This is a genomic window from Mesorhizobium qingshengii (assembly GCF_027563465.1).
GTDB lineage: Bacteria > Pseudomonadota > Alphaproteobacteria > Rhizobiales > Rhizobiaceae > Mesorhizobium > Mesorhizobium qingshengii_A.
Genome location: NZ_JAPFQA010000001.1, coordinates 890,409 through 914,076 on the forward strand (window position 1 = coordinate 890,409; position 23,668 = coordinate 914,076).

The 23,668-nt window shown below is 62.9% G+C and carries 25 protein-coding genes and 2 tRNA genes; 18 read left to right on the forward strand and 9 right to left on the reverse strand.

Going from position 1 to position 23,668, the window contains the following annotated elements; translation table 11 throughout:
- The first annotated feature begins 54 nt into the window (after positions 1 to 54).
- From OOJ09_RS04190 to hdaA, 4 genes are all read left to right on the forward strand, one after another.
- Positions 55 to 1,044 carry a methyltransferase gene (locus OOJ09_RS04190; RefSeq protein ID WP_269903963.1) on the forward strand — a complete coding sequence of 330 codons (990 nt, stop codon included), beginning with the start codon at positions 55 to 57 and terminating at the stop codon, positions 1,042 to 1,044.
- 128 nt (positions 1,045 to 1,172) lie between these two features.
- Positions 1,173 to 1,730 carry a CDP-alcohol phosphatidyltransferase family protein gene (locus OOJ09_RS04195; protein ID WP_269903964.1) on the forward strand — a complete coding sequence of 186 codons (558 nt, stop codon included), beginning with the start codon at positions 1,173 to 1,175 and terminating at the stop codon, positions 1,728 to 1,730.
- Positions 1,702 to 2,892 (forward strand): AI-2E family transporter, encoded by a 1,191-nt coding sequence (locus OOJ09_RS04200; RefSeq protein WP_269903965.1) that lies wholly within the window; start codon positions 1,702 to 1,704, stop codon positions 2,890 to 2,892. Before OOJ09_RS04195 ends, OOJ09_RS04200 begins: the two co-directional genes overlap by 29 nt.
- 47 nt (positions 2,893 to 2,939) lie before the next feature.
- Positions 2,940 to 3,644, forward strand: coding sequence for a DnaA regulatory inactivator HdaA (gene hdaA, locus OOJ09_RS04205; RefSeq protein ID WP_269903966.1), 705 nt, complete (start codon positions 2,940 to 2,942; stop codon positions 3,642 to 3,644).
- 376 nt (positions 3,645 to 4,020) lie between these two features.
- Here the strand turns inward: hdaA and OOJ09_RS04210 are convergent.
- A tRNA-Pro gene (locus OOJ09_RS04210) sits at positions 4,021 to 4,097 on the reverse strand.
- Between the two features lie 124 nt (positions 4,098 to 4,221).
- On the opposite strand from OOJ09_RS04210, the gene OOJ09_RS04215 reads away from it, so the two are divergent.
- The 6 genes from OOJ09_RS04215 to OOJ09_RS04240 all read left to right on the forward strand — a co-directional run bounded on the left by OOJ09_RS04215 (position 4,222) and on the right by OOJ09_RS04240 (position 8,794).
- Positions 4,222 to 4,527 (forward strand): ETC complex I subunit, encoded by a 306-nt coding sequence (locus OOJ09_RS04215; protein ID WP_269903967.1) that lies wholly within the window; start codon positions 4,222 to 4,224, stop codon positions 4,525 to 4,527.
- Between the two features lie 52 nt (positions 4,528 to 4,579).
- Positions 4,580 to 4,656, forward strand: a tRNA-Arg gene (locus tag OOJ09_RS04220).
- A 291-nt stretch (positions 4,657 to 4,947) separates the two neighbouring features.
- Positions 4,948 to 5,169, forward strand: coding sequence for a hypothetical protein (locus tag OOJ09_RS04225; RefSeq protein WP_269903968.1), 222 nt, complete (start codon positions 4,948 to 4,950; stop codon positions 5,167 to 5,169).
- Between the two features lie 280 nt (positions 5,170 to 5,449).
- Positions 5,450 to 6,238, forward strand: a complete 789-nt coding sequence (locus OOJ09_RS04230) for a GGDEF domain-containing protein (RefSeq protein WP_269903969.1) — start codon at positions 5,450 to 5,452, stop codon at positions 6,236 to 6,238.
- A gap of 181 nt (positions 6,239 to 6,419) precedes the next feature.
- Positions 6,420 to 7,424, forward strand: coding sequence for a glycosyltransferase family 4 protein (locus OOJ09_RS04235; protein WP_269903970.1), 1,005 nt, complete (start codon positions 6,420 to 6,422; stop codon positions 7,422 to 7,424).
- A 143-nt stretch (positions 7,425 to 7,567) separates the two neighbouring features.
- Positions 7,568 to 8,794 (forward strand): anion transporter, encoded by a 1,227-nt coding sequence (locus OOJ09_RS04240; RefSeq protein ID WP_269903971.1) that lies wholly within the window; start codon positions 7,568 to 7,570, stop codon positions 8,792 to 8,794.
- On the opposite strand, the gene OOJ09_RS04245 is transcribed toward OOJ09_RS04240, so the two are convergent.
- Entirely contained in the window at positions 8,791 to 9,378 is a 588-nt protein-coding gene (locus tag OOJ09_RS04245) for a TetR/AcrR family transcriptional regulator (protein WP_269903972.1), read from the reverse strand. The genes OOJ09_RS04240 and OOJ09_RS04245 overlap by 4 nt on opposite strands.
- A gap of 87 nt (positions 9,379 to 9,465) precedes the next feature.
- Between OOJ09_RS04245 and OOJ09_RS04250 the strand changes: the two genes are divergently transcribed.
- On the forward strand, positions 9,466 to 10,362 hold the full coding sequence (locus OOJ09_RS04250; RefSeq protein ID WP_269903973.1) for a crotonase/enoyl-CoA hydratase family protein: 897 nt from the start codon (positions 9,466 to 9,468) through the stop codon (positions 10,360 to 10,362).
- On the opposite strand, the gene OOJ09_RS04255 is transcribed toward OOJ09_RS04250, so the two are convergent.
- The 5 genes from OOJ09_RS04255 to OOJ09_RS04275 form a co-directional block, all read right to left on the reverse strand.
- A complete protein-coding gene (locus tag OOJ09_RS04255; RefSeq protein WP_269903974.1) occupies positions 10,308 to 10,631 on the reverse strand; it encodes a cupredoxin domain-containing protein in 324 nt (107 codons plus the stop codon). The two genes, OOJ09_RS04250 and OOJ09_RS04255, sit on opposite strands and share 55 nt — an antisense overlap.
- Positions 10,628 to 11,152 (reverse strand): DUF4142 domain-containing protein, encoded by a 525-nt coding sequence (locus OOJ09_RS04260; protein WP_269903975.1) that lies wholly within the window; start codon positions 11,150 to 11,152, stop codon positions 10,628 to 10,630. Before OOJ09_RS04260 ends, OOJ09_RS04255 begins: the two co-directional genes overlap by 4 nt.
- 117 nt (positions 11,153 to 11,269) lie before the next feature.
- Positions 11,270 to 11,941 carry an RNA polymerase sigma factor gene (locus tag OOJ09_RS04265; RefSeq protein ID WP_269903976.1) on the reverse strand — a complete coding sequence of 224 codons (672 nt, stop codon included), beginning with the start codon at positions 11,939 to 11,941 and terminating at the stop codon, positions 11,270 to 11,272.
- Between the two features lie 103 nt (positions 11,942 to 12,044).
- Positions 12,045 to 13,133, reverse strand: a complete 1,089-nt coding sequence (locus tag OOJ09_RS04270; protein ID WP_269903977.1) for an HPP family protein — start codon at positions 13,131 to 13,133, stop codon at positions 12,045 to 12,047.
- Positions 13,134 to 13,372: 239 nt separating this feature from the next.
- Positions 13,373 to 14,557 carry a cystathionine beta-lyase gene (locus OOJ09_RS04275; RefSeq protein WP_269903978.1) on the reverse strand — a complete coding sequence of 395 codons (1,185 nt, stop codon included), beginning with the start codon at positions 14,555 to 14,557 and terminating at the stop codon, positions 13,373 to 13,375.
- 536 nt (positions 14,558 to 15,093) lie between these two features.
- On the opposite strand from OOJ09_RS04275, the gene OOJ09_RS04280 reads away from it, so the two are divergent.
- From OOJ09_RS04280 to OOJ09_RS04310, 7 genes are all read left to right on the forward strand, one after another.
- Positions 15,094 to 15,729, forward strand: a complete 636-nt coding sequence (locus OOJ09_RS04280; RefSeq protein WP_269903979.1) for a DUF1326 domain-containing protein — start codon at positions 15,094 to 15,096, stop codon at positions 15,727 to 15,729.
- 10 nt (positions 15,730 to 15,739) lie between these two features.
- On the forward strand, positions 15,740 to 16,597 hold the full coding sequence (locus tag OOJ09_RS04285; protein WP_269903980.1) for a DUF2182 domain-containing protein: 858 nt from the start codon (positions 15,740 to 15,742) through the stop codon (positions 16,595 to 16,597).
- 435 nt (positions 16,598 to 17,032) lie between these two features.
- Entirely contained in the window at positions 17,033 to 18,061 is a 1,029-nt protein-coding gene (locus OOJ09_RS04290; protein WP_269903981.1) for an amino acid ABC transporter substrate-binding protein, read from the forward strand.
- Positions 18,062 to 18,123: 62 nt separating this feature from the next.
- Complete coding sequence (locus OOJ09_RS04295; RefSeq protein ID WP_269903982.1) at positions 18,124 to 19,311, forward strand: amino acid ABC transporter permease; 1,188 nt, start codon at positions 18,124 to 18,126, stop codon at positions 19,309 to 19,311.
- Positions 19,312 to 19,315: 4 nt separating this feature from the next.
- Entirely contained in the window at positions 19,316 to 20,473 is a 1,158-nt protein-coding gene (locus OOJ09_RS04300) for an amino acid ABC transporter permease (RefSeq protein ID WP_269903983.1), read from the forward strand.
- A 78-nt stretch (positions 20,474 to 20,551) separates the two neighbouring features.
- A complete protein-coding gene (locus tag OOJ09_RS04305) occupies positions 20,552 to 21,301 on the forward strand; it encodes an amino acid ABC transporter ATP-binding protein (protein WP_031252160.1) in 750 nt (249 codons plus the stop codon).
- A gap of 116 nt (positions 21,302 to 21,417) precedes the next feature.
- Entirely contained in the window at positions 21,418 to 22,083 is a 666-nt protein-coding gene (locus OOJ09_RS04310) for a TIGR02117 family protein (RefSeq protein WP_269903984.1), read from the forward strand.
- 59 nt (positions 22,084 to 22,142) lie between these two features.
- On the opposite strand, the gene OOJ09_RS04315 is transcribed toward OOJ09_RS04310, so the two are convergent.
- Both OOJ09_RS04315 and OOJ09_RS04320 read right to left on the reverse strand, forming a co-directional pair.
- The gene (locus OOJ09_RS04315) at positions 22,143 to 23,369 is read right to left on the reverse strand and encodes an FAD-dependent monooxygenase (protein WP_269903985.1); all 1,227 of its coding nucleotides are present in this window, start codon (positions 23,367 to 23,369) and stop codon (positions 22,143 to 22,145) included.
- Positions 23,370 to 23,389: 20 nt separating this feature from the next.
- Entirely contained in the window at positions 23,390 to 23,635 is a 246-nt protein-coding gene (locus OOJ09_RS04320; RefSeq protein ID WP_091577590.1) for a zinc-finger domain-containing protein, read from the reverse strand.
- Between the last annotated feature and the right edge of the window lie 33 nt (positions 23,636 to 23,668).

Consider the following 23,668-nt stretch of genomic DNA (forward strand, 5'->3'; position numbering starts at 1 on the left):
GTCTGTCCGTTGTTGGTGCTCTGTTGCCACGCACCAAGCATGGGGGGACAAGTCATGCCCAATCCGTCGCAACAGATCATGAGGCTAGGATTTGGATTCGCGGTGTCGCAGGCGCTGCGCGTCATTATCGAACTCGGCATTCCCGATCTCCTGGCTGTCGGCGAACAGTCGGTGGATGAACTGGCGGCTGCCACTCAGTCGGATGCGGACGCGCTTTATCGTGTAATGCGACTCCTCGCGCCCGAAGGGGTCGTTAGGGAAGTACTGCCCCGCCACTTTGAGTTGACGGAGGTTGGCGCCGTGCTGCGCTCCGATCAGTCGGGTCCCCGTGACTTCGTTCGCATGATCAACAGCGAGGCCTATCTTGCCTTCGAGCAGCTCATGCATTCTGTCCGCACCGGAAAGCCAGCCTTCGACAAGGTGTTCGGGAGTCCAAGGTTTGACTGGCTGTCGGCACACCCTGAGCAGGCTGCCTTGTTTCAGCGTGCCATGGTCGCCCTGGGTCAAGGCAGCAACGAGGCCGTTGCCGACGCTTGTGACTTCAAGCCGTTCACGCGGATCGTCGATGTTGGCGGCGGACATGGCCAGCTTCTCTCGGCGATCCTGGCTCGCAATCCCCATTTGGACGGCGTGCTTTTCGATCTGCCTTCGGGCGTCGCGGCAGCACGCCAGGGTGCCGGAGGCGACCTGCCGCGCACCGAATTTGTTGCCGGCAATTTCTTTGAAAGCGTTCCCACCGGTGATGTCTACGTCATCAAGAAGGTCATTCACGATTGGGACGACAGGCGTGCCGCGGTGATCCTGCAAAATTGCCGCAAGGCAATGCTGCCGAACGGCAAGGTGTTTGTGGCCGAGACGCTCGTGCCGCCAGGTGACGAGCCGAACCAGATCAAGGGTATCGACGTGGTCATGCTTGCCGTCACTGGCGGCCTGGAGAGAACGCAGACCCAGTATGAAAGCTTGTTCGACGCCGCTGGGCTACGCCTTCAACGAGTGATTCAGACCCGAGGATCCATTTCCATCCTTGAGGCGTCTGCGGCGTGATGGCGAGATGGCCGGCAGGCAGGCAGGCAGGTCATAGAGGGGGACGGTTCCAGGCAAACCTTCGCATGTGTGGCGCTCTTCCCTGCGCTAATTCCCATCTGTCAAAACGAAACACCACAGGCACGCATTTGACCATCCCCAACCTGATCACCATTCTGCGCCTTGTTCTGGTGCCAGCGGTGGTGCTGGCGATGCTGCAGGCGCGCTGGGAGTTGGCCTTTGCCGGCTTCCTCATCGCCGGCATCTCCGACGGCGTCGATGGCTTCATCGCCCGCCGTTTCAACCAGCAGTCCAGGCTCGGCGCCTATCTCGACCCGATGGCCGACAAGCTGCTGCTGGTTTCGGTGTTCGTCGTCATGGGCATCATCGGGCAATTGCCGCTCTGGCTGGTCGTCATCATGGTGTCGCGCGACGCATTGATCGTCTGCGCGGTTGTGTTGTCCACCGTCATGGCCCATCCGGTCGAGATGAAGCCGCTTTTTGTGTCGAAGGCCAACACCGCCGTCCAGATCGTGCTGGCGGCGCTTGTGCTGGGCGAACTTGCGCTTGTCGTTCACCTCGACCCGCTGAGGCCAACCCTCATATTGCTGTCCGGGGTCTTGACCGTGGCTTCGGCCGCGGCCTATCTCGTGGCTTGGCTGAGGCATATGAGCGGCTATGGCGAAGGCTCCACTCCGGATATCTGAGACAGAAGCAGCAGCGGTGGAGGCTGAGGCCGCCGACCTTGCCGCATCCGCCGCCTTCCGCCGCCAGATCTTCTTCTGGCTGGCCGGCGCAGCCATCCTGGCACTGTTTCTCTATATCTTCAGCGCCATCCTGTTGCCCTTCGTCGCCGGCATGGTGCTTGCCTATTTCCTCGATCCCGTCGCCGACCGGCTGCAGCGGCTCGGCCTGTCCCGCTTCATGGCGACGGTGGTCATCCTCATCACTTTTCTCATCGTGCTGGTGCTGGCCTTCGTCATCCTCATTCCGGTTCTGGCCACGCAGATGGCGGAGTTCGCCGGCAAATTGCCGGAGTACCTGACCCGGCTGCAGACCCTGATCACGTCGTTTGATCCGAAATGGCTGGAACAGAAATTCGGCGTCAATGCCAATGGCCTGCGCGACGGGCTGAACTCGCTGCTGACCTCCGGCTTCGGCCTGCTTACCACGGTCTTCACCTCGATCTGGAGTTCCGGCGTGGCGCTGGTCTCTGTGGTCAGCCTGTTCGTGGTGACACCGGTTGTCGCCTTCTACATGCTGCTCGACTGGGATCGCATGGTGGCGGTCATCGACAGCTGGGTGCCGCGCGACAATGTCGCGACGGTGCGCGCCATCGCCAAGGACATCAACACCGCAACGGCCGGCTTCGTGCGCGGCCAGGGAACGCTTTGCCTGGTGCTGGGCGCCATGTATGCGACCGGCCTGACGCTGACCGGGCTGAATTTCGCCATCCTCATCGGCCTGTTCGCCGGGCTGATCTCCTTCATTCCCTATGTCGGCTCGCTGACCGGACTGGTGCTGGCCATCGGCGTCGCCTTCGTCCAGTTCTGGCCGGACTGGACCATGATCGTCGCCGTCGCCGTGGTCTTCGTCATCGGCCAGTTCATCGAAGGCAATATCCTGCAGCCCAGGCTGGTTGGCAAAAGCGTCGGCCTGCACCCGGTATGGCTGATGTTTTCGCTGTTTGCCTTCGGCGCGCTGTTCGGCTTCGTCGGCTTGTTGATCGCGGTGCCTGCTTCCGCGGCGGTTGCCGTGCTGGTGCGGTTTGCCATAGCCCGCTATCTCGAATCGCCACTTTACAAGGGCCACGGCGAAGCATCTGTGCCGCGGCTCCCGGCCGGTCGTCGCAAGGCCATCAAGCCATGATCAGGCTGGTGACCAGACACCTCGCCGGTCCGCACGGCTGAGCCCGCATGAGCGACCAGAAAACCGACCCGCCGCGCCAGTTGCCGCTCGATCTCGGCCACGGCACCGGCTATTCGCGCGACGACCTCGTCGTCTCCGGCACCAATGGTCAGGCGGTGGCGCTGGTCGACCGCTGGCCAGACTGGCCCTCGCCGGTGGTGGTGCTGGCCGGTCCGGCCGGCTCCGGCAAGACGCATCTGGCCTCGATCTGGCGTGTGCGCGCCAACGCGGTGGCGGTCGACGCCAGGCGCATTGGCGACGGCATTGCAAATCTCGGCACCCGGCCGGCGCTGATCGACGATGTCGATGCCGGGATGGTCGATGAACAAGGCCTGTTCCACCTGATCAATGCCGTGCGCAGTGCGGGCTCGACGCTGCTGTTGACGGCGCGGCGTTTTCCCTCGGCCTGGGGTGTTTCGCTGCCCGATCTCGCCTCGCGGCTCAAGGCGGCGGCGACGGTCGAGATCCATGAACCCGACGATCTCCTGCTCGCCGGCGTCATCACCAAGCTGTTCGCCGACCGCCAGATCGAGGTCGAAGCGCATGTCGTGCAGTATCTGGTGCGGCGCATCGAGCGCTCGCTGGCGACAGCCATGCGCGTGGTCGAACGGCTCGACCGCACCGCGCTCGAGCGCAAGACGCCGATCACCAGGGCGCTCGCCGCCGAAACCGTCAGCGCCATGGATGAGGGGCAGGGCGAGTTCGAGATCTAGAGGGCCTTGATATCAGGTGATGCCGGCCTGCGAACGGCGGTTTCTCGCGTCCCCTGTCCCATTTCGGGAAATAGCAGCTGGCATCGGTCTTGCTGGTATAGTCTCGCCGGCTGACCCCGGTCCTGATTGCGTTCCAAATCAGGTTGTAGGCTCGCCGGGAGTGAGGCGGTTGGGGTTCTCGCCCGGCGAGCTTGCCTTCAAAGGCATCGAGCGTTCGCCGGCGCCGCTGGCAATTGGGCGCCAGCATCTCATCGCCGATGAGGTGGCGAAGGAATGACCGCCATCTGCTCCCTGTCAGCGACGATTGAAGGCTGACATAAAAGCGCCCACTGGCGCCGCGGCAGTGGCTGTCGACATCGCAGTTCCGGGGAAGGGATGGTCGGAGTGGAGAGATTCGAACTCCCGACCCTCTGGTCCCAAACCAGATGCGCTACCAGGCTGCGCTACACTCCGAACGATCTGTTGCCTATTCATTTCAGTGTTGCATGGCAAGTGCAAAAACCTTGCCGCCGTGCGCATTGCGCAGTAATGACGGGCAAAGGGTGGCGATGCTGCCTTGCACAGCAATGAGGTGGCCATGTCCGCGCGCATTTTCAGCCCAGCCAAAACCGCGATGCAGTCCGGCAAGGCCAAGACCGGCCACTGGGTGCTGGAATTCGACCCCGAGACGCGCAAGAAGATCGACCCCCTGATGGGCTACACCACGTCGGGAGACATGAGAAGCCAGATCAGGCTCGCCTTCCACACCAGGGAAGAGGCCGTCGCCTACGCCGAAAAGGAAGGGCTTGCCTACCGCGTCGAGGAGCCGAAAGAGGCCAAGCGCCGCCAGATTTCCTACGCGGAGAATTTCCGCTATGACCGCAGGACGCCCTGGACGCACTGAACGGCGGCCAGCGCCCACGCCAAGTACCCAGCCGGCCCAGCGGCCGGCCAGCGGTCCCGTAGCTCAGCTGGATAGAGCACCGGCCTTCTAAGCCGATGGTCACAGGTTCGAATCCTGTCGGGATCGCCAATAAATTCAATAATTTAGCCGTGTTGGAGAGCGGAAATTCCAACCCGGCCAAGCCGAAATTCCAGCTGCTCAACGCTTTCGCTCTCACGGATGCGCCTGCGCCGACGCGGCGTGTGATGAGCGTCAGGGGCGTCGGTCAACGCCCCTGATTGGCACAAGCCATCGTATTATTTCGTGACACCGCCTTTTCGGAACCTTCCCGCGTACGACGCGTTTCGGCGCCTGTATTCGCAAAGCCTCAGACAAAAGGCGGATGGTGGGAGGCAAGCACGGGTGGGGAGGAGTGTTGCCATGTCGAAACGAGAAATAGGAATGTCCCCGGCCCTGGATCGGCGCATCGCCGATCTCAAGGCCAGGATACAGGACGCACGGATTACAGAATATGAAATGAAGACCTTTCAGAAAGTGGCTTCGATCATGGGCGGCGGCGAAGGCTCCCTACGTCTTGATGCCGACGACCTGATCGCTGCGTCTTTTGTCGTCGACGCGCTGGGTGAACCAACGCTCAACTGACGGCGGGGCGGTCCAGTTTCGAGCGCCGCCTGCCTTGCTCAGCCAACAGCTTTGTCCGTGCCTTCAAGCCGGGAATCCGGGCGGTCGCCTTTTCGGCGGCCGTCCCTTGGCGTTGGGGATAGCGTCCGATGGAGTGGGGATGATCCTGCCGCCAAGCCGCCGACCTCGGGGCGCGCCTGTCATCCGCGCCATGCCTGCTGATATCGAATTGGAAGCAAAGTCTTATCACTTTGTTTGCGTTGGCACGTCATAGTAGAGGCGGCTAACGGAGTTGAACGGGATGAAGCTTGACCTGTCGTCGACGAGCTGGGGCAGGGTGATCGCTGTCACTGCCGCCGGTACGGCATTCTTCATCGGCGTGGCGTTTTTCGTCGATTCCTTCAACTTTCCCTATCTCTCCTCCGAGGCCGTATGGCGCGCGCAGATGACCGACTTGCTGCTTCCCTTGGGGCTGGGCGGGTCGTTTCTGTTTTTCCTCATGTGGAAGATCCGCCAGTTGGCCATAGCCCAGCGTGACCTCAGCGTCATTGCCGCGACGGACAGCCTGACGGCGGTGCTGAACCGAGGCGCCTTCTCGATGTTGGTCGAGGCCTATCTTGAGCAGACCCGCAAGCAGGAGCAGACCCATTCGAGCGCGCTGTTGATCATCGACGCCGACCATTTCAAGTTGATCAACGACCGCCTTGGCCATGACTGCGGCGACCAGGCGCTCAAGCTGATAGCGCAGGCGATCAAGGGCCAGCTGCGCGGCGGCGATATCGTCGGCCGTATCGGCGGCGAGGAATTCGGCGTGTTTCTTCCCGGTGTGGATCCCTCGCAATCCTGGGTGGTTGCCGAAAGCATCCGCCGACGCATCCGTGAGATGGACTTTTCTCCCGGCGGGCGTCCATGCCCGCTGTCCGTCAGCATCGGCGGCACAAGCTTCAGTGGGCCGACCACCTACGAAGCGATCTTCTCGGCAGCCGACAGACGGCTCTATGCGGCCAAGTCCAATGGACGGGATCAGGTCAGTTTCGATCCGGTCAATCCCTTGCAGGCGCCACCGCCGAGCGCAGCCACCGTGCATTGACCCACGCTCTCCCAGCGAGGTGGAAGCTGACGCGGGCCGCTTCCTTGACGCTCCCTTGCCGGTGTGCTTCCTCCGGGTAGACGATGTATGGGGCATCGTTAGAGACGTTCCTGCTTTCCTGAGCTGCTAGAGTGCAAGGGCTTCCGGTATGGCCACGGCCTCTTTGGATGCCGGCGAACGAATGGCGAGGCGGGCCCGGGTAGGCCAGGTAAGCACGGCGATCATGATCCATCTGTTCAACGGCTTTCAGAATCCCTTTGGCGGCAGTGAACTCGAAACCCTCGAACTGCATCGGCTGTTGAGCGCCGACTCGCAGGTGCGTCTGTGGGCAACCTCCTCCAGGGTGTCCGACGAGCTGACGCGACATTTTCCGATTCGCCGCATTTCGCCGCTAACGCGGAACGTGCCGGACGGCGGCACCTACGTCTTCCTCGGCGCGCATTGGCGCAACAAGGCGTGGCCTTACCTGATCCCGCGGCCGCGCCGGCTGATCTATGTCTTCAACACCTTTCACCCGAAAGTCATCGCGTTGACGACGCGCATGCCACGCATGCTGGGCTGGCCCGACGCCGAACTGGTGCTGATTTCCGACTTTCAACGGCGCATGCTGCAGGTCGACGGCGTCGTGCATCCGTCGCCGATCGATATCGACCGTTTTACACCGCGGCTGGCCCGCCGGGATGGTCCGTTCACGGTGGGGCGGTTGAGCCGCGATACGCCAGACAAGCACCACGCCGACGACGTGGCGCTCTACGAGGCATTGCTGGCGGATGGCGTTGCGGTGCGAATTCAGGGCGGGATGCCTCTCAAGGACAGGCTCGCGCCGCATCCGCAACTCGAGCTCCTGCCGCAGGGCCAGTTCGCGGCCGAACAGTTCCTTCCGACGCTCGACGTGTTCTACTATCGCACCGGCTCGCATGTGGAGACATTCGGCCGCGTGGTGTTCGAGGCGATGGCCTGCGGTCTGCCCGTGGTCTGCCATTCGCATGGCGGCTACGCCGATCATATCAGGCATGGCGAAAATGGTTTCCTGTTCGAAACGACCCAGCAGGCGGCGCTGATTCTGGCCGAACTCAAAGCCGATCCGGCGCTGCGGGCGACTGTGGGCCACAAGGCTCGGCAGACCGTCGAGCAGCTGTTTTCGCCGCAGGCGCTGCGGCAGCGGCTGGATTTCTATCTGCGTTAGCGTCCGCCCTTTCCTGGCCGCGCGACATTGTGTCCGGCCCGTTTGGCATCGATCTCGACATCGCGCTAAAGGTAGGCAAGCAGGTGTGAATCGCCGGACGGACGGCATCGGCGCGCCAACAGATTGAGTGGGACTTTCTACCGATGACACCAATGGGCGCCGCGGCACTGCTGATCCTTGTCCTGACCTATGCTGGTGTCGCCATTGGCCGCATACCTGGCCTGCGTCTGGACAGGGCGGGGATCGCGCTGCTCGGTGGGGCCGCGATGATCGCCATCGGCGCGCTCAGCATGGAGGATGCCTACCGCGCGATCAATTTCGACACCATCACGCTGTTGCTCGGCATGATGATCGTGGTGGCGCATCTGAAGGTCTCTGGCACCTTTCGCGGCCTTGGCGCCATCGCCATCGAGCACGCGCATGCGCCCTTCATGCTGCTGGTCATGGTGACATTGCTGACCGGCGTGCTGTCGGCATTCCTGGTCAATGACGCCATCTGCCTTGTCATGGCGCCGATCGTCGTCCACGTCACCCGCGTCATCAAACGCAACCCGATCCCCTACCTGATCGCCACCGCCACCGCATCCAATTGCGGCAGCGTCGCCACCATCACTGGCAATCCGCAGAACATGGTCATCGGCGCGCTGTCGGGCATTTCGTATCCGGCCTTTTCGGCGGCACTCGCGCCGGTCGCGCTATTTGGCCTCGTCGCGGTCATCATCATCGTGCGCATCGTCTACCGCGCCGAATTCGTCCGCACCGCCCAACTGACACCCGAGGTCTCACGTGGCCGCATGCACCGGGGGCAGGTGCTGAAGGCGGTGGTTGTCTGCGTCGGGCTGGCTATTGCCTTCTTCGCCGGCGTGCCTGTCGCCAAGGCGGCGCTGATCGGCGGCGCCATTCTCCTGCTCACCCGTGCCATCAAGCCGGAACGCATCTACCGCGAGATCGACGGGCCGTTGCTGTTCATGTTCGCCGGTCTGTTCGTGGTTGTCGCCGGTGCCGAAAAGACGCTGTTGACCCCTGACCTCATCGCCTCCGCCAGGGGCCTTGGGCTGGACGATGTCTGGCGGCTGTCCGGCTTCACCGCGGTGCTCTCCAACATCATGAGCAATGTGCCGGCCGTGCTGGCGCTCAGGCCATTCATACCCGGCCTTGAAAACCCGGAGCGCGCCTGGCTGGTGGTGGCGATGAGCTCGACGCTGGCGGGCAATTTCACGCTGCTCGGCTCGGTCGCCAACCTGATCGTCGCCGAGCAGGCCAAGACCGCCGGCACACAGCTGTCCTTCGGCGCTTTTTTCAAGGTCGGCTTGCCGCTGACGCTGATAACGCTGGTCGCCGGCACCACATGGCTGGCGTTCGCTTTCTAAGCCTTGCCACTTGAAGTTCGCGCCCGCACCAGGGTCGCCGCGGCTCGCCCGGCGGCTTCGAAGTAGTCGGGATTGCGGTGGATCAGCATGATCGAAAAACAGCCATCGATCAGGAGCACGATCTCGCGCGCCAAGGCTTGCGGCTCCTCGACGCCTTGGCTGGACAATGCGCCAGCGAGCCATGTTTCGAAATTTGACTTGTGTCGCGACCCGACCTTGATCGCCGGGTGCCCAGGCATCGAGGCGAGTTCCGCGGCCGTGCGCAGGAAGCCGCATCCCTTCCATTTCGAATGGCGCGCGGCCCGCGCCAGATTGATGAAGATCGCCTCGGCCTTGCGATCCGCACCGCCTTCGGCGGCATCGAACCAGCCGGCCATCCGCTTCAGATTGGGTTGGTCGCGGCCATCGAGATAGGCAGCGATGAGGTCGTCCTTGCTCTTGAAGTGGTAATAAAGCGTCCGCTTGGTGAGCCCCGCTTCTTCGGCAACGGCATCGACGCTGACGCGGCCGATTCCTTCTGCGTAAAACAGTCTTGTCGCGGCATCGACAATGCGTTTGCGCGTAGGGCTCTGTGCTTCAGGCATGAACCTAGGTATACCGACTAGTGAATATACACAAGCGGCAAAGGGCGTAACCTTCCAATCCATCAGCATGATAGAGAAGGAAGCCAGATGACCGATCTTGTCCTGAACGAAACCAGCGATGGGATTGCCGTCCTTACCCTCAACCGGCCGGAGAAACTCAACGCCCTGAACTATGCCCTGATCGATCGCCTGCTTGCGCTGCTCGACGACATTGAAGTCGATGACGGCGTCCGGGCGGTCATTCTTACCGGGGCAGGGGAGCGGGCGTTTTCGGCGGGCGGCGACATCCACGAATTCTCGGCCAGTGTGGCGCTTGGCGTCGATGTCGCGATACGTGACTTCGTCATGCGCGGACAGCGGCTGACGGCACGGCTGGAAGCATTCCGCAAGCCCGTCATCGCCGCCGTCAATGGCATTGCCTTTGGCGGCGGCTGCGAAATCACCGAGGCCGTGTCGCTGGCCATTGCCAGCGAACGCGCTTTGTTCGCCAAGCCGGAAATCAACCTTGCGATGCCGCCGACCTTTGGCGGAACCCAGCGCCTGCCGAGGCTCGCCGGGCGCAAGCGGGCGCTCGAGCTGCTTTTGACCGGCGACTGGTTCTCGCCGCAGCGCGCTCTTGAACTTGGCCTCGTCAACCAGGTGGTGCCGCATGGCGATCTGATGCCGGCCGCGATCGGTCTGGCCAGGCGTATCCTGCGGCACTCCGAACTGGCGGTGGCGAGCATCCTCACGGCGGTGGCGCGCGGCCTCAACCAGAGCATCGCCGAAGGCTTGCTGGTCGAGGCCGAGCAGTTCGCCCGCATGGCCCCGACCGCCGATCTGCGCGAAGGGCTCGATGCCTGGGTCGGGCGGCGCAAACCCGGCTATGACGGCTCATGGACGCATATCACGCGGCCAGACGAAGCCAGGCGAGCCTCATTGGCGCTGGATCAGGGCGCCACCACCAAACGGCCTTTCATGTTGGGGTGGAAGCGGCAGAAATAGTCGACCGCTCCCGCAACCTTCAATGTCAGGCTTGCGGACTTCTTCGGCGGGATCATCACCTCCCAGCCACCCTTCACCGTGGCCGTGTGGGCGAACACGTCCTTGTTCACCCACTCGATCGTGTCGCCGACCTTCGCCTCGACGGTTGCCGGCGAAAAGACGAGCTTGTCGATGGTGACCTGGATGGTTTCGGCAGCCGCCGGCGTTGCCGCTATAGCAAGCGCCAGCGCGGCAAACCACAACCGTCGATTTGAGGCGCCCGGCCTCATTTCAACATGCCGGCGACGTGTTCGGCATGCTGCTCATGGCCCTGGAAGATCTTCAGGCCGGTTTCCAGCAGGCTCTTCAACTCGGCATTGCTGGCCGACGGGATGAGCAGCGTTTCGAGCGCGCCGTTGACCTGCTTGTGATAGGCAACCTCGTTGTCGACATAAGCCTTGTCGAAGGCCGCGCCCTTGAGCGTGGCGAGTTTCGCCCGCTCCTCGGCCGCGGCTTTGGTCAGCGCCTTGCTGGTGGCGTTGTCTTCCGGCGTCACCTTGAGTTTCTTGACTAGGTCGAGCGCCTGCACATTCACCGCCTCGTGGTCGCGCACCATGTCGTTGGCGAAGTCGAGAACTTCCTTGTTCTTCGACGTCTCGAGCGCTTGCTTGGCTGCCTCGACATCGAGGACGCCGGCTGTATAGGCGATGTGGGCGATCTGCGGGTCGGTCGGTTTGTCGGCGGCCTGGGCCAGCGGTGCCGCTCCCAGCAGAAGCAGGGCGGCCAGGGTGGCGGTGTGACGAACAAGCATGGGATTCTCCTTTTCCCGGACGCGGGAAACGCGCCGGGCAGTGGTTTTCGGTTGACGGTCATTGGATGCGGTGCGGCGGTAAACGTTCCCGCCAAAATCAATTGAATCCGGCGAGGATCAACTTTCCAGCCCGAGCCGCCGCATGACCGCGCTGGTCAGCCTTTCGCAGCGTCGGCCGGCAAAGGGGAAGGCATCGAGCAGCACCGGTCCGATCTGGTCGTCCAGCGCCTTGCGCACCAGGGCACGGGCGCGATGCAGCCTTGTCTTGACGGTCTCAGGCCGCACGCCGAGAAGGTCGGCGGTTTCCTCGATGCTTAGCCCTTCGATCACCCGCGCCACGAACACCCGCCGGTAGACATCGGGAAGGCTGTCGGTCGCCTGTTCGACCAGCTTGAGGATCTGCCGTTGCGCCATCGTCCGCTCCGGATCGTCGCTGGGGTTGAGGGGGAACTGGATGATCTCGGCTTGCGGTTCCGGCATCGCCACCGTTCGCCGCCTTTTGCGCAGGCGGCCAAGCGCTTCGTTGATGACGATGCGTGATAGCCAGGTGGCCAGCGAAGAGTCGCCGCGAAAGGCCCCCAGGCTGGCGAACGCCCTGACATATGCCTCCTGGACGATGTCCTCGGCCTCGCTGTCATTGCGCACCACGCCGCGCGCGATGCGGTAGAGCCGTTGATTGTGCGCTTTCATGATGGCGCGGAAGGCGTCGCTCTCGCGTGCCAGCGCCCGACGCACGAGATGCATGTCGCCTGAAGCAGCAGAAGGCGCGGCGGTCGACACAGCAGGCATGGCCAGTTTCCTCAACCCAATCTCCGGACCGGAACCCCGATTGAAGGATTGGATGGCATGGCCGGCAAAAGGTTCCCGACTATTTTACCGGGTCCGGCAGCTGTTAGTGTACCGCTTCCGCAGACAGCTTGTCAGCAGCCCGCAGCCGTGCCGTCGCCGCCAGCAGATCGGTCTGGGTGATCAGACCGAGGATCCGCTTGTCATCGTCGACCACGATGACCGCGTGGCTGCGGCCGTCGGTGAGCACGGGCAGCAGTCCCATTGCGGCGGATCCGGCCGTGGCGGTCGCCGCCGGCGAAATGACGGAACCGACCAGCTCAGTGGCTAGCGCCAGTTCCCGCAATCCCACGGTTCCCGCCAGCCGTGCCTCTGCGTCGACGACCGGCAAGATGCGGATGTTATGGTCGAGCAGCAATTTGCGCGCCCTGTCGGCAGGGGTGTATTCATCCACCAAGATGATATCGCGCGACATGATGTCCTCGCAGAGCAACGTTGAATGCTCGCGGACCAGCGCCTGCAATTCGACTTGCCGCAGCAGCCGGTCGAGATCGTCGCGGTCGATGTCGAAAGTCTCTTCGAGCGCGCCAAGCGCGGCGTCGATGTCTTCGGAGCGAAAGCCAACGCGCGACTGTGCAGGCGGATCGAAGGTGCCATGGCTGTTCGCCGGCACTGGTACCGGCACGTGCGGGTAATTGCGCCGGGCCAGCTTGTGGAAACCGTAGCCTAGCGCCACCAGCAGGATCGAATTCAGCGCCACCGGCACGAATGGAAACAGGAAGCCGGCGCTGACGATGGCAGGTCCTCCCAATACCGCGGTCAGCGCTGCGGCCCCGCCCGGCGGATGCAGGCAGCGTGTGAACGACATGGCGGCAATGGCAAGCGCCACCGCGATGCCGGTGGCAAGGGCGGTTTCATGGATGAAGTGCGCCACGATCACGCCGACCAGTGCCGATATCGTGTTGCCGCCAACGATCGACCATGGCTGCGCCAACGGGCTTGCCGGCACCGCGAACAGGAGCACGGCCGACGCTCCCATCGGCGCCACCAGCAGCGGCACGTGCGGGCCGTTGCCGAGCACCAGACCTCCGATCGCGCCAGTCAGGGCAATGCCGATCGTCGCGCCGATGCAGGCGATGATCCGCTCGCGCAGCGTCGCGCCGGCAAGAATGGGAACAAAAAGGCGGAAAGCCATGACGTGGGAAACTCTGCCGGTATTCCAAGGAGGATCGCACCGCAATGACGCGGCATCGTTGAATTTGAAAGCCAAATTGATCCGCGAAGCCGCGGTTTGAGGGAATAGAATTCCCTGATGTCACTGCGGTATCCGTCGGCCCGGCGAGTTGGCTTGCGCAGGGCAAGGCGAGTGTTTCATCAGTCTTTCGAGGCGCTTGCGCCGGTCCGCTGACTCAATTTGGCAGGCGCCCTGATCGTTCAGGCCGCCGCCGCGGCGGTCAGCCCGCGCAGGATGTCGGTCTTCAGATCCTCGACATCCTCGAGGCCGATCTGCAGGCGGATCAGCGGGCCGTCATAGGGACCCTTGGCGACGACACGGTCGCCGAGCCAGACCGGCACCGCAAGGCTTTCGTAGCCGCCCCAGGAATAGCCGAGGCCGAAGATCCGTAACGCATCGAGGAAGGCGTGCTGCTGTTTCTGGCCGCCGCCGGCAAGCACGATGGAAAAGATGCCGCTCGAGCCGGAGAAGTCGCGCTTCCAAAGGCCATGGTCCGGATGGCTGGGAAGGGCAGGGTGGAGCACCCGCGCCACGCCGTTCTGGCCCTCGAGCCATGAGGCGATGGTGAGCGCGCTGCGCTGATGGTGCTCCAGGCGCACGCCCATGGTGCGCAGGCCGCGCAGCACCTGGTAGACGTCGTCGGGCCCGGCGCAGCAGCCAAGCGTGCAAAAACTCTCGTAGAGCTGCTTCCAGTGGCTCTCATTGGCGGAGACCGTGCCAAGCAGCACGTCGGAATGGCCGGCCGGGTATTTCGTCGCCGCATGGATCGAGATGTCGACGCCGTGGTCGAGCGGGCGGAAATAGAGTGGCGTTGCCCAGGTGTTGTCCATCATGACGATGGCGCCCGCGGCGTGCGCCGCCTTGGCGATGGCCGGGATGTCCTGCACCTCGAACGTGTTGGAGGCCGGCGACTCCGTGAACACCACCTTGGTGTTGGGCCTGATCAACGCCGCGATGACGGCACCGGCATCGGGAGCGTAGTACTCGACCTCGACACCCAGCCGCTTCAGCATCGTGTCGGCGAAGTTGCGGGTCGGGTGGTAGACGGAATCGACGATCAGCAGGTGGTCGCCCGCCGACACGAAGGCGAGCAGCGGCACGGTCACAGCCGCAAGGCCCGACGGCACCACGATCGTGCCGGCCGAGCCTTCCAGCGTGTCGATCGCCTGGGCAAGGGCGTCGGTCGTCGGCGTGCCGCGCGTCCCGTAAGTGTATTTCTGGCTACGTGCCGCCATGGACGCCGCGTCACGAAAAAGCACGGTCGAGGCATGCACCACCGGCGGATTGACGAAGCCGAAATAGTCATGCGGGTTGTTGCCCGAATGGGCAAGCCGCGTGTTGATGCCTAGCTTGCCGCTGACCTGCCCGTTGCCGTCTTTCGCCATTCTTCGTCGCCTTGTTTTACAAGGCGCTAGCCATAGTGCGGCGTCATGGACCGCGCAACAGCCACCGTCCGCCAGCCGGCGGACTTCGAATGTGCCAATTCTCCCGTGTGAATCTCGCGGCCAGGGTCGGATCCTGAATCTGGCCGACCACGCCGATGGCCCGATTGGCCTTCGCCTGGAATGAGCGCTAGCCATAATGAGCGCTCGCCATAGTGTGGCGGCGTTGGACGCACAATCAGCGGGCCCCGTCAGGCGGAGCTGTCTGGATAGGCCAATTCTTGGCGGCAAAAGGTGGCAACGCGGGGCCGGGTTCTATGTCCGGCGCGGATCGGCAGTTCGTTGTATGCGGCTGCGATGGCCTCAGCCGATCGGCCTATTGTGGGTGGCTGCGAAAGGAATATAATCAGGTCCTAATATTAATCGCCGGATTGCCTCGATCAGATGCCGCCGGATGGTTGTTGCCGGTTGACCTTCTGGTCCCCCACGATCCGGATATCGCGCTCACGGAGCATGAGCGCGGCAAGGGGAGGAATGCCATGCCCGACGTCAAATGGACAATGAAGGCGCGCGAATTCATCAACTGCAATTGCGCCTATGGCTGCCCGTGCCAGTTCAACGCCATGCCGACACACGGATCCTGCCAGGCGGTTGCTGGCATGGAAATCGAGAGCGGCCATCACGGCAGCACCAAGCTCGATGGATTGCGGTTCGTCGGGATTTTCCGCTGGCCCGGCGCGATACACCAGGGCAGGGGCGAAGCCGCGGTGGTTATCGACGAGAAGGCGACCGAAGCCCAGCGTGAAGCGCTGCTTCGCATATTGGGTGGTCAGGACACCGAACCAGGCGCAACGATATTCCAGGTCTTTTCGACCACGCTGGAGAAATTCCACGATCCGATCTTTGCCGCGATCGATTTCAAGGTCGACGTCGACGCACGAACCGGCCGGCTGTACGTCAAGGGCGTAACCGACGGCCATGGCGAGCCAATCAAGAATCCGGTCACCGGCGCCGAGCATCACGCGCGTATCGACCTGCCGCGCGGCTTCGAATACGCGATCGCCGAGGTCGGGCGTGGCTGGACCAAGGCGACGGGCCCGATCAAGTTCGAGCTGGCCGATACGCACAGCCATTTCGCCAATCTGCATCTCACGCAGAGTGGCGTCGTGCATTGACCTGATCCAGATGACCGACACGGCCCTCGAGGCGGTGCTGCGCCGCGACCGTGCGGTCGTGACGGCCGCGCTCGTCGTGATTGCCGTGCTTGCCTGGGCCTACGTGCTGTGGCTCGCCGCCGGCATGGTCATGCCCGGTTCTGCCGTACCGGGCGGCGCAGGCGACGTGGCCGCAACGGACATGTCGAACATGGACATGGGCGGCATGGACATGGGTGCCACGGTTGCTCCCGGTTTCCGGGCTTGGGCAACGGCCGATTTCGCTTTCATCTTCACAATGTGGGCGGTGATGATGGTCGGCATGATGACGCCGTCGGTCGCGCCGATGTTGCTGCTCTATGCCGGCGTCGGCCGCAAGGCGCAAGCGGATGGCCGCCCCATCGCTTCGACGGGGTGGTTCTTTATCGGCTATCTCACCGTCTGGGTTGTCTTCAGCATCGTGGCGACCGGTGCGCAATGGCTGCTCGCCCGTCTCGCCTTGCTCAATCCCTCTATGGCGGCCGGCAGCGCGATCTTCGGCGGCCTCGTCCTGATCGCCGCCGGCCTCTATCAATGGACGCCGATGAAGGGTGTCTGCCTGCGTCAATGTCAGGCGCCGATCGCGTTCCTGGTCAGTCATGGCGGGTTCCGTTCCGCTCCGCTCGGCGCGCTTCGGCTGGGCATCGATCACGGCGCCTATTGCCTCGGCTGCTGCTGGGCGCTGATGGCTCTGCTGTTCGTCGGCGGCGTCATGAACGTGCTGTGGATCGCTGGCATCGCCATCCTTGTTCTCCTGGAGAAGACGGTCCCGACCGGGCAGTTGATCCCGCGCATTTCCGGCATGCTGATGGCGGCGGCCGGAGCCTGGCTCATCCTTGGAGCACTTTGAGAACGCACGGCTGCCTGGCGTTTCCGGGCGTCATTGACCTGAAGCCACCCGGCAAATCGTCAAATGACAGTCTTTGGACGTGCCAGTTCATTCAGCACCGAGGTCAGTAACGCGAAGGTATTACAGGGATGGATTTCGCTGCCCCGGCCTGCATTTGCGTTGAATGGGTTTGCCTCCTTTGTTTGCGCTGCTGACTAAATCGCGGGCGCGTTTGTCTGCAATTCAGGCATTTGCGGCAACCGGTTTTCAAACTCTTTCGGATTCGGTCATTTCCCTTGACCTCACAGGAATAATCGCCTTCGATGCCGTTCGTGAATGGGAGGCAGCGCGTCGATAACGATGCAGGGGTTCTCGGAATAATCCCGAAGGGGGCTGCGTTCACGCAGGAACAAAGATCAGGGTATGCCTGAAAACAGAGAAAAGGGTCTGTGGGTTATGAAACACATTGCAATTGGCATTCTTGGAGCTGGCGCGCTTGGATTGATGGCTTCGGCCGCTTCGGCAACCACGCTCGATACCGTCAAGGCGAAGGGCTTCATCCAGTGCGGTGTCTCGACCGGCCTGGCCGGCTTCTCGGCGCCGGATGACAAGGGTGACTGGCAAGGCATCGACGCGGATTTCTGCCGCGCGGTCGCGGCCGCCGTCTTTGGTGACGGCACCAAGGTCAAGTTCACGCCGCTCAGCGCCAAGGAGCGGTTCACCGCGCTGCAGTCCGGCGAGGTCGATATCCTGTCGCGCAACACCACCTGGACGATCAATCGTGATACAGCGCTCGGCCTCAATTTCGTCGGCACCACCTACTATGACGGCCAAGGCTTCATGATCAACGCCAAGAAGCTGCCGGGCGTCAATTCCGCGCTGCAGCTTTCGGGAGCCGCCGTCTGCGTGCAGAGCGGCACCACCACCGAGCTCAACCTCGCCGACTACTTCAAGGCGAACAAGATGGAGTACAACCCGGTCGTCTTCGAGAAGCTCGAAGAGGTCAACGCCGCCTATGACGCCGGCCGCTGCGACGTCTACACCACCGATCAGTCGGGCCTCTACGGCATCCGCCTGACGCTCGGCTCGCCGGCCGACCATGTCGTGCTGCCCGAGATCATCTCCAAGGAGCCGCTCGGACCGGCCGTGCGCCAGGGCGACGACCAGTGGTACCACATCGTCAAGTGGACCTATTTCGCGCTGCTCGACGCCGAGGAACTCGGCATCACCAAGGCCAATGTCGATGAAATGAAGAACTCCCCCAGCCCGGAGATCAAGCGCGTGCTCGGCCAGGAAGCCGATACCAAGATCGGCACCGATCTCGGCGTCTCCAACGACTGGGTCGTCAACATCGTCAAGGCCGTCGGCAACTATGGCGAAATGTTCGATCGCAATGTCGGCTCGGGCAGCCCGCTGAAGATCGCGCGTGGCATCAACGCGCTGTGGACCAAGGGCGGCCTGCAATACGCTCCGCCGATCCGCTGATCGAAATGTGATCCGGGAGGCAGATCGTCTGCCTCCCGCTTCTCTTTCCAGGGGACGGTCGAATGGCATCGCAGGAAGTTCTTCGCGAGGAGCCCAGCCGCGGTTCCTTTATCAATGATCCCAGGGTCCGCGGGATATTCTACCAGGCGGTGGTGGTCGTCCTGCTGGCGGTTTCGGTCTGGTGGATCGTCCAGAATGTCATCGACAATCTGACCCGCTTGCACATCGCGTCAGGCTTCGGCTTCCTCAAAGGTCGCGCCGGCTTCGACATCAGCGACAGTGCCATCGCTTATACATCCGACTCGACCTATGGCCGTGCCATTGTCGTCGGCTTCATCAACACCATTATCGTTGCGGTCGCCGGCATTGTCACCGCCACCCTTATCGGCTTCATAGTCGGCATCGGCCGGCTGTCCCGCAACTGGCTGATTCGAAAGATCTGCACGGTCTACGTCGAGATTTTCCGCAACATCCCGCCGCTGCTGGTGATCTTCTTCTGGTATTCCGGCGTGCTTTCCGTGCTGCCGGCGCCGCGTGACAGCATCAACCTGCCGTTCGGTTCCTTCCTCAATCAACGCGGCTTCTATTTTCCACGCGCGGTCTGGGGCGACGGCTCCTGGCTGATCCCGGTGGCATTGATCGTCGGCATTGCCATGGCTTGGTTCGTTGCCCGCATGGCGCGCCAGCGACAGATGGCGACTGGCCAGCAATTTCCGGTGTTCTGGACCTCGGTGGCGCTGATCGTCGGCCTGCCGCTGCTTGCTTACGTGCTCAGCGGCTTTCCGCTGAGTTTCGATTTTCCGAAACAATCGACCTTCAACCTGACCGGTGGCTTCCAGGTCAAGCCGGAGTTCCTGTCGCTCTATCTGGCGCTGTCCTGCTACACGGCGGCGTTCATCGCCGAGATCGTGCGTGCAGGCATCGTGGGTGTCAGCAAGGGGCAGACCGAAGCAGCCGGTGCGCTCGGGCTGCGGCCGGGATCGATCCTGCGGCTCGTCGTCGTGCCACAGGCGATGCGTATCGTCATTCCACCGTTGACCAGCCAGTATCTCAACCTGACCAAGAACTCGTCGCTGGCCATCGCCATTGGCTATCCGGATCTGACGGCGACCGCCGGCACGGTCTTGAACCAGACCGGACAGGCGGTCGAGGGCGTGCTGATCATGATGGTCGTCTATCTCGCGCTCAGCCTGGTGACGTCGGCGATCATGAACGTCGTCAACGCCAGAATGGCCCTGGTGGAAAGGTAGGGACATGCAAGAGCACGATATGTCCTGGGTACGCACCGAAATGGTGCTGGCGCAACCGGCGCCGGCAGGCGTTAGCGGCCTCGGCGCCTGGGTGCGCAAGAACCTGATTGCTTCTACTGGTGACACCATACTGACCATCGTCGGCGTCGCGCTCGTCGCGATGATCCTGCCGCAGGTCATCAACTGGGCGTTCATCAACGCCCAGTGGACCGGCACCGACCGTACCTTCTGTGCCACCGTGGGGCAGGGCGGCATCCAGCCGGACGGCTGGAGCGGCGCTTGCTGGGCCTTCGTCAATGCCAAGTTCGGCCAGTTCATGTTCGGACGATATCCGATCGAGGAGCGCTGGCGGCCGATCTTGGTGGCCATCCTCACCGTCGTGCTGCTGGTGCCGCTGCTCATCCCGCGCGTGCCACGCAAGGGATTGAACGCGATTCTGCTGTTTCTGGTGTTGCCGGTCGTTGCCTTCATCCTGCTGGTTGGCGGCGTCTTCGGCCTGCCGCATGTCGAGACGTCGCTGTGGGGCGGCCTGCTGGTCACGCTCAGCCTGTCCTTCGTCGGCATCGCCGTGTCGCTACCGCTCGGTATCCTGCTGGCGATGGGGCGACGTTCGAAGATGCCGATCGTCAAGACATTGTGCGTGATCTTCATCGAGACGGTGCGTGGCATCCCGCTGATCACCGTGCTGTTCTTCGCCAGCGTCATGCTGCCGCTGTTCCTGCCGGCCGGCGTCACCTTCGACAAGTTCCTGCGTGCGCTGATCGGCGTCTCGCTGTTTGCCGCGGCCTACATGGCCGAAGTGGTGCGCGGCGGCCTGCAGGCGATCCCCAAGGGCCAGTATGAAGGCGCCGATTCGCTCGGCCTCGGCTACTGGCAGAAGATGGTGCTGATCGTCATGCCGCAGGCGTTGAAGCTGGTCATCCCGGGCATCGTCAACACCTTCATCGGCATGTTCAAGGACACCAGCCTGGTCTCGATCATTTCGATGTTCGACCTGCTCGGCGTCGTCAAGCAGAACTTCTCGTACGCCAACTGGGCAACGGCGCAGACGGCCAGGTCCGGCCTTATCTTCGCTGCCTTCGTCTTCTGGCTGTTCTGCTTCGGCATGTCGCGTTATTCAATGTACACCGAACGCCGACTCGACACCGGCCACAAACGCTAAACAAAAGAACAAGGGAACCCTGTCATGGCCACCGAAAATGCCGTCAGCGCGGAAGAGATCAAGGTCAACGCCGCCAAGATGCATATCTCCGACACCGATGTCGCCATCGACATCATCGCCATGCACAAATGGTACGGCGAGTTCCATGTGCTGAAGGACATCAACCTGAAAGTGATGCGCGGCGAGCGCATCGTCATCTGCGGTCCGTCGGGCTCCGGCAAATCGACGATGATCCGCTGCATCAACCGTCTGGAAGAGCACCAGAAGGGCAAGATCATCGTCGACGGCAAGGAACTGACCAACGATCTCAAGAAGATCGACGAAGTGCGCCGCGAGGTTGGCATGGTGTTCCAGCACTTCAACCTGTTCCCGCACCTGACCATCCTGGAGAACTGCACGCTGGCGCCGATCTGGGTGCGCAAGACGCCTAAGAAGCAAGCCGAGGAAATCGCCATGCATTTCCTCAAGCGCGTCAAGATCCCGGAACAGGCCAACAAATATCCCGGCCAGTTGTCTGGCGGCCAGCAGCAGCGCGTGGCGATCGCCCGCTCGCTGTGCATGAACCCGCGCATCATGCTGTTCGATGAGCCGACTTCCGCGCTGGATCCGGAGATGATCAAGGAAGTGCTGGAGACCATGGTTGGACTGGCCGAGGAAGGCATGACCATGCTCTGCGTCACCCACGAGATGGGTTTTGCCCGCAAGGTCGCCAACCGCGTGATCTTCATGGACCAGGGCCAGATCGTTGAGCAGAACACGCCGGCCGAGTTCTTCGACCATCCGCGCCACGAGCGCACGAAGCTGTTCCTGTCGCAGATCCTGCACTAGGCCTTCGATGGCTGCAAAGGAGCCCGGCTGAAACAGTGCCGGGCTCTTTTGCGTATGGATGGGCAGGAGGCGGGCGGTTCTTGTCGCGCCGGTACGCGTTTGCAGGGCCGCCACTCATGAAAAAGCTCGGACGTTTTCTAGGCCTTCTGTTGATCGTGGCGGCGCTGGCGGTGACGCTGGGCGCCTTGGTGCCGCGCCCGCTCTGGCCGGCTGCTGCCTCGATCGAGGGTAAACGCCACATCCTGGTGCTGAAGAACCCGATCCACACCGACATCGCCATTCCGGTCGACGATGCCGTGCGCCAGCGCTTCCATTTCCTGGCCGATGCCGGTATCCCCGTCGGCATTCCGGAGGTGCGCTACATCGTCTTCGGCTGGGGCGGCCGTGCCTTCTATCTGGAAACGCCGACCTGGTCGCAGCTCAAGGCCGTGCCGGTGATGAAGGCGCTCACCCTCGACACATCGGTCATGCATGTCGATGTCGCCGGCGACATCGTCGAGCCGCGTCCGGACGTTGCCGGCTTCGACATCGGCGAGGAGCGTTTCATGGCGCTGCTCGACTTCATCGAGGCGAGTTTTCAGAGGGGGCCGGCCGGCCCAATCGTCGTCGAGAATGCGGCCTATTCCAGGTTCGACCACTTCTACGAGGCGAACGGCCGTTTCAACGCGTTGGTTGGCTGCAACACCTGGACAGCGGCGGCCTTGCGCACCGCCGGCCTGCGCACTGGCTGGTGGAACCCGCTGCCGGCTTCGCTCAGCCTGTCGATGCGGCTTTATAATTAGCTTGGTTCAACTGGCCGGCACCCAAGTCGTGCCTAAATCAGGTTTCAGCGTCGGATGATCTACTGCTGCTGCCAGCCATAGAGCCAGTCGAGATCCGTCGCGAGCTTTTCCGGCGAGCGCGTCTTGAGGAACAGGTTGCGGGCGATTGCCACCGGTCCCGCAGCATGCCAGGCAAGGTGGTTGAGGGCGCCGCGCCGGGCGACTTTGGCGACGCGCGGCCGCCGCAGATTTTCCCAGACGAGGAGGCCTCGCGCCGGTTCGACAGGAAAGGCGGCAAAAGAGCCGGCAAGCGTTGCCGCATCCTCGATCGCCATCGCCGCGCCTTGCGCCGCAAAGGGCGTCATCGCATGCGCCGCGTCGCCGATCAGCGCGATGCCATCAGGCGTTGTCCAGGGCTGCTTCTGCTCGACCGTATGGAGCGGCCAGGTCAGCCACGGGCCGGCCATTTCCAGCAGTCTCGCAAGGCCCGGCGCAGTGCCGCGTATTGCGGCGGCGAGGATGCCGGGATCGGCATGGCCGGACCAGCCTTCGGCTATACGCTCGCCCCTGGTGAAGGCGACGAGGTTAAAGGCGTCACCCTTGCTGACGGGATAGGCGACCATATGGAAGCCAGGATGCAGAAAGGTCGTCACACAGTCGGCCGCGCCGATCGCGGCAAAGGCTTGCCCGGCGGCGCTGTCAGCCGCGACGGTGGTGCGCCAGGCCAGCTCACCGGAAAAACGGCTTCTTGGCGATGCCGTCCCACTGGTCGAATCGACAAGCGCGCGCACCGACGACCAGACGCCATCGGCGCCGACCAGCAGGGAGCCTTCCATCTCGACAGTCTTGCCGTCGATCTCGACACTCGCCGTGACGCCATGGGTCCCAGTGGCAATGCTGCCGACGCGCGCGCCGGTGGTGAGATGAATATCCTGCACCTCGGCAACGCGCGCCGTCAGCGCCGCCTGCAGATCGGCGCGGTGAGCCACGAGGTAGGGCGCCCGCCAGCGCGCTTCAGCGGCCTGTCCAAGTGGCACGCGCGCCAGTTCACGCAACGTCGCCGCGTCCTTCAGCACCACCGCTTCCGGCCGCACCGCTGTTAGCAGCAGCCGGTCGAGCACGCCGAGCTGGCGAAGGATGCGTGTTGCATTGGGAGAAAGCTGGAGGCCGGCGCCGACCGCATCCATGCGTTGCGCCTGTTCGAACACTTGCACAGGGTAGCCGTGTTCGGCGAAGGCGAGCGCCGCGGTCAACCCGGCGATACCCGCCCCGGCGATGATGACTTGCCGGGAGCGCATGTCGTCCATTTTCAACCGGTCGCTGGAGATCAGGCGGCCTGGTCGATGTAGATGCAGCCAGCCGGCTGCGTTTCCGTCGCCTTCAGCTTTGGCGAATAGCGGTAGAGCGTCGAGCAATAGGGGCAGACTTTTTCATTGTCGTCGCCCATGTCGAGAAACACATGCGGGTGGTCGAAAGGCGGGTTGGCGCCCGTGCACATGAATTCCTTGACGCCGATGTCGATCGCCGGGTGGCCCGCATCGTTCTGAAAATGGGGAATGGAACCGCCTGCCATCGTCATCTCCTTAACGCAGTCTCATCTGCATCT

Coding starts and splice junctions, on each gene's coding strand:
- OOJ09_RS04290 (WP_269903981.1), top strand. CDS start 17,033: ATGAAACACATTGCAATTGGCATTCTTGGAGCTGGCGCGCTTGGATTG.
- OOJ09_RS04285 (WP_269903980.1), top strand. CDS start 15,740: ATGACCGACACGGCCCTCGAGGCGGTGCTGCGCCGCGACCGTGCGGTC.
- OOJ09_RS04305 (WP_031252160.1), top strand. CDS start 20,552: ATGCATATCTCCGACACCGATGTCGCCATCGACATCATCGCCATGCAC.
- OOJ09_RS04245 (WP_269903972.1), bottom strand. CDS start 9,378: ATGCCTGAAGCACAGAGCCCTACGCGCAAACGCATTGTCGATGCCGCG.
- OOJ09_RS04190 (WP_269903963.1), top strand. CDS start 55: ATGCCCAATCCGTCGCAACAGATCATGAGGCTAGGATTTGGATTCGCG.
- OOJ09_RS04200 (WP_269903965.1), top strand. CDS start 1,702: ATGGCGAAGGCTCCACTCCGGATATCTGAGACAGAAGCAGCAGCGGTG.
- OOJ09_RS04310 (WP_269903984.1), top strand. CDS start 21,418: ATGAAAAAGCTCGGACGTTTTCTAGGCCTTCTGTTGATCGTGGCGGCG.
- hdaA (WP_269903966.1), top strand. CDS start 2,940: ATGAGCGACCAGAAAACCGACCCGCCGCGCCAGTTGCCGCTCGATCTC.
- OOJ09_RS04265 (WP_269903976.1), bottom strand. CDS start 11,941: ATGCCTGCTGTGTCGACCGCCGCGCCTTCTGCTGCTTCAGGCGACATG.
- OOJ09_RS04300 (WP_269903983.1), top strand. CDS start 19,316: ATGCAAGAGCACGATATGTCCTGGGTACGCACCGAAATGGTGCTGGCG.
- OOJ09_RS04250 (WP_269903973.1), top strand. CDS start 9,466: ATGACCGATCTTGTCCTGAACGAAACCAGCGATGGGATTGCCGTCCTT.
- OOJ09_RS04230 (WP_269903969.1), top strand. CDS start 5,450: ATGAAGCTTGACCTGTCGTCGACGAGCTGGGGCAGGGTGATCGCTGTC.
- OOJ09_RS04215 (WP_269903967.1), top strand. CDS start 4,222: ATGTCCGCGCGCATTTTCAGCCCAGCCAAAACCGCGATGCAGTCCGGC.
- OOJ09_RS04275 (WP_269903978.1), bottom strand. CDS start 14,557: ATGGCGAAAGACGGCAACGGGCAGGTCAGCGGCAAGCTAGGCATCAAC.
- OOJ09_RS04255 (WP_269903974.1), bottom strand. CDS start 10,631: ATGAGGCCGGGCGCCTCAAATCGACGGTTGTGGTTTGCCGCGCTGGCG.
- OOJ09_RS04235 (WP_269903970.1), top strand. CDS start 6,420: ATGGCGAGGCGGGCCCGGGTAGGCCAGGTAAGCACGGCGATCATGATC.
- OOJ09_RS04315 (WP_269903985.1), bottom strand. CDS start 23,369: ATGGACGACATGCGCTCCCGGCAAGTCATCATCGCCGGGGCGGGTATC.
- OOJ09_RS04225 (WP_269903968.1), top strand. CDS start 4,948: ATGTCGAAACGAGAAATAGGAATGTCCCCGGCCCTGGATCGGCGCATC.
- OOJ09_RS04295 (WP_269903982.1), top strand. CDS start 18,124: ATGGCATCGCAGGAAGTTCTTCGCGAGGAGCCCAGCCGCGGTTCCTTT.
- OOJ09_RS04270 (WP_269903977.1), bottom strand. CDS start 13,133: ATGGCTTTCCGCCTTTTTGTTCCCATTCTTGCCGGCGCGACGCTGCGC.
- OOJ09_RS04280 (WP_269903979.1), top strand. CDS start 15,094: ATGCCCGACGTCAAATGGACAATGAAGGCGCGCGAATTCATCAACTGC.
- OOJ09_RS04320 (WP_091577590.1), bottom strand. CDS start 23,635: ATGGCAGGCGGTTCCATTCCCCATTTTCAGAACGATGCGGGCCACCCG.
- OOJ09_RS04240 (WP_269903971.1), top strand. CDS start 7,568: ATGACACCAATGGGCGCCGCGGCACTGCTGATCCTTGTCCTGACCTAT.
- OOJ09_RS04260 (WP_269903975.1), bottom strand. CDS start 11,152: ATGCTTGTTCGTCACACCGCCACCCTGGCCGCCCTGCTTCTGCTGGGA.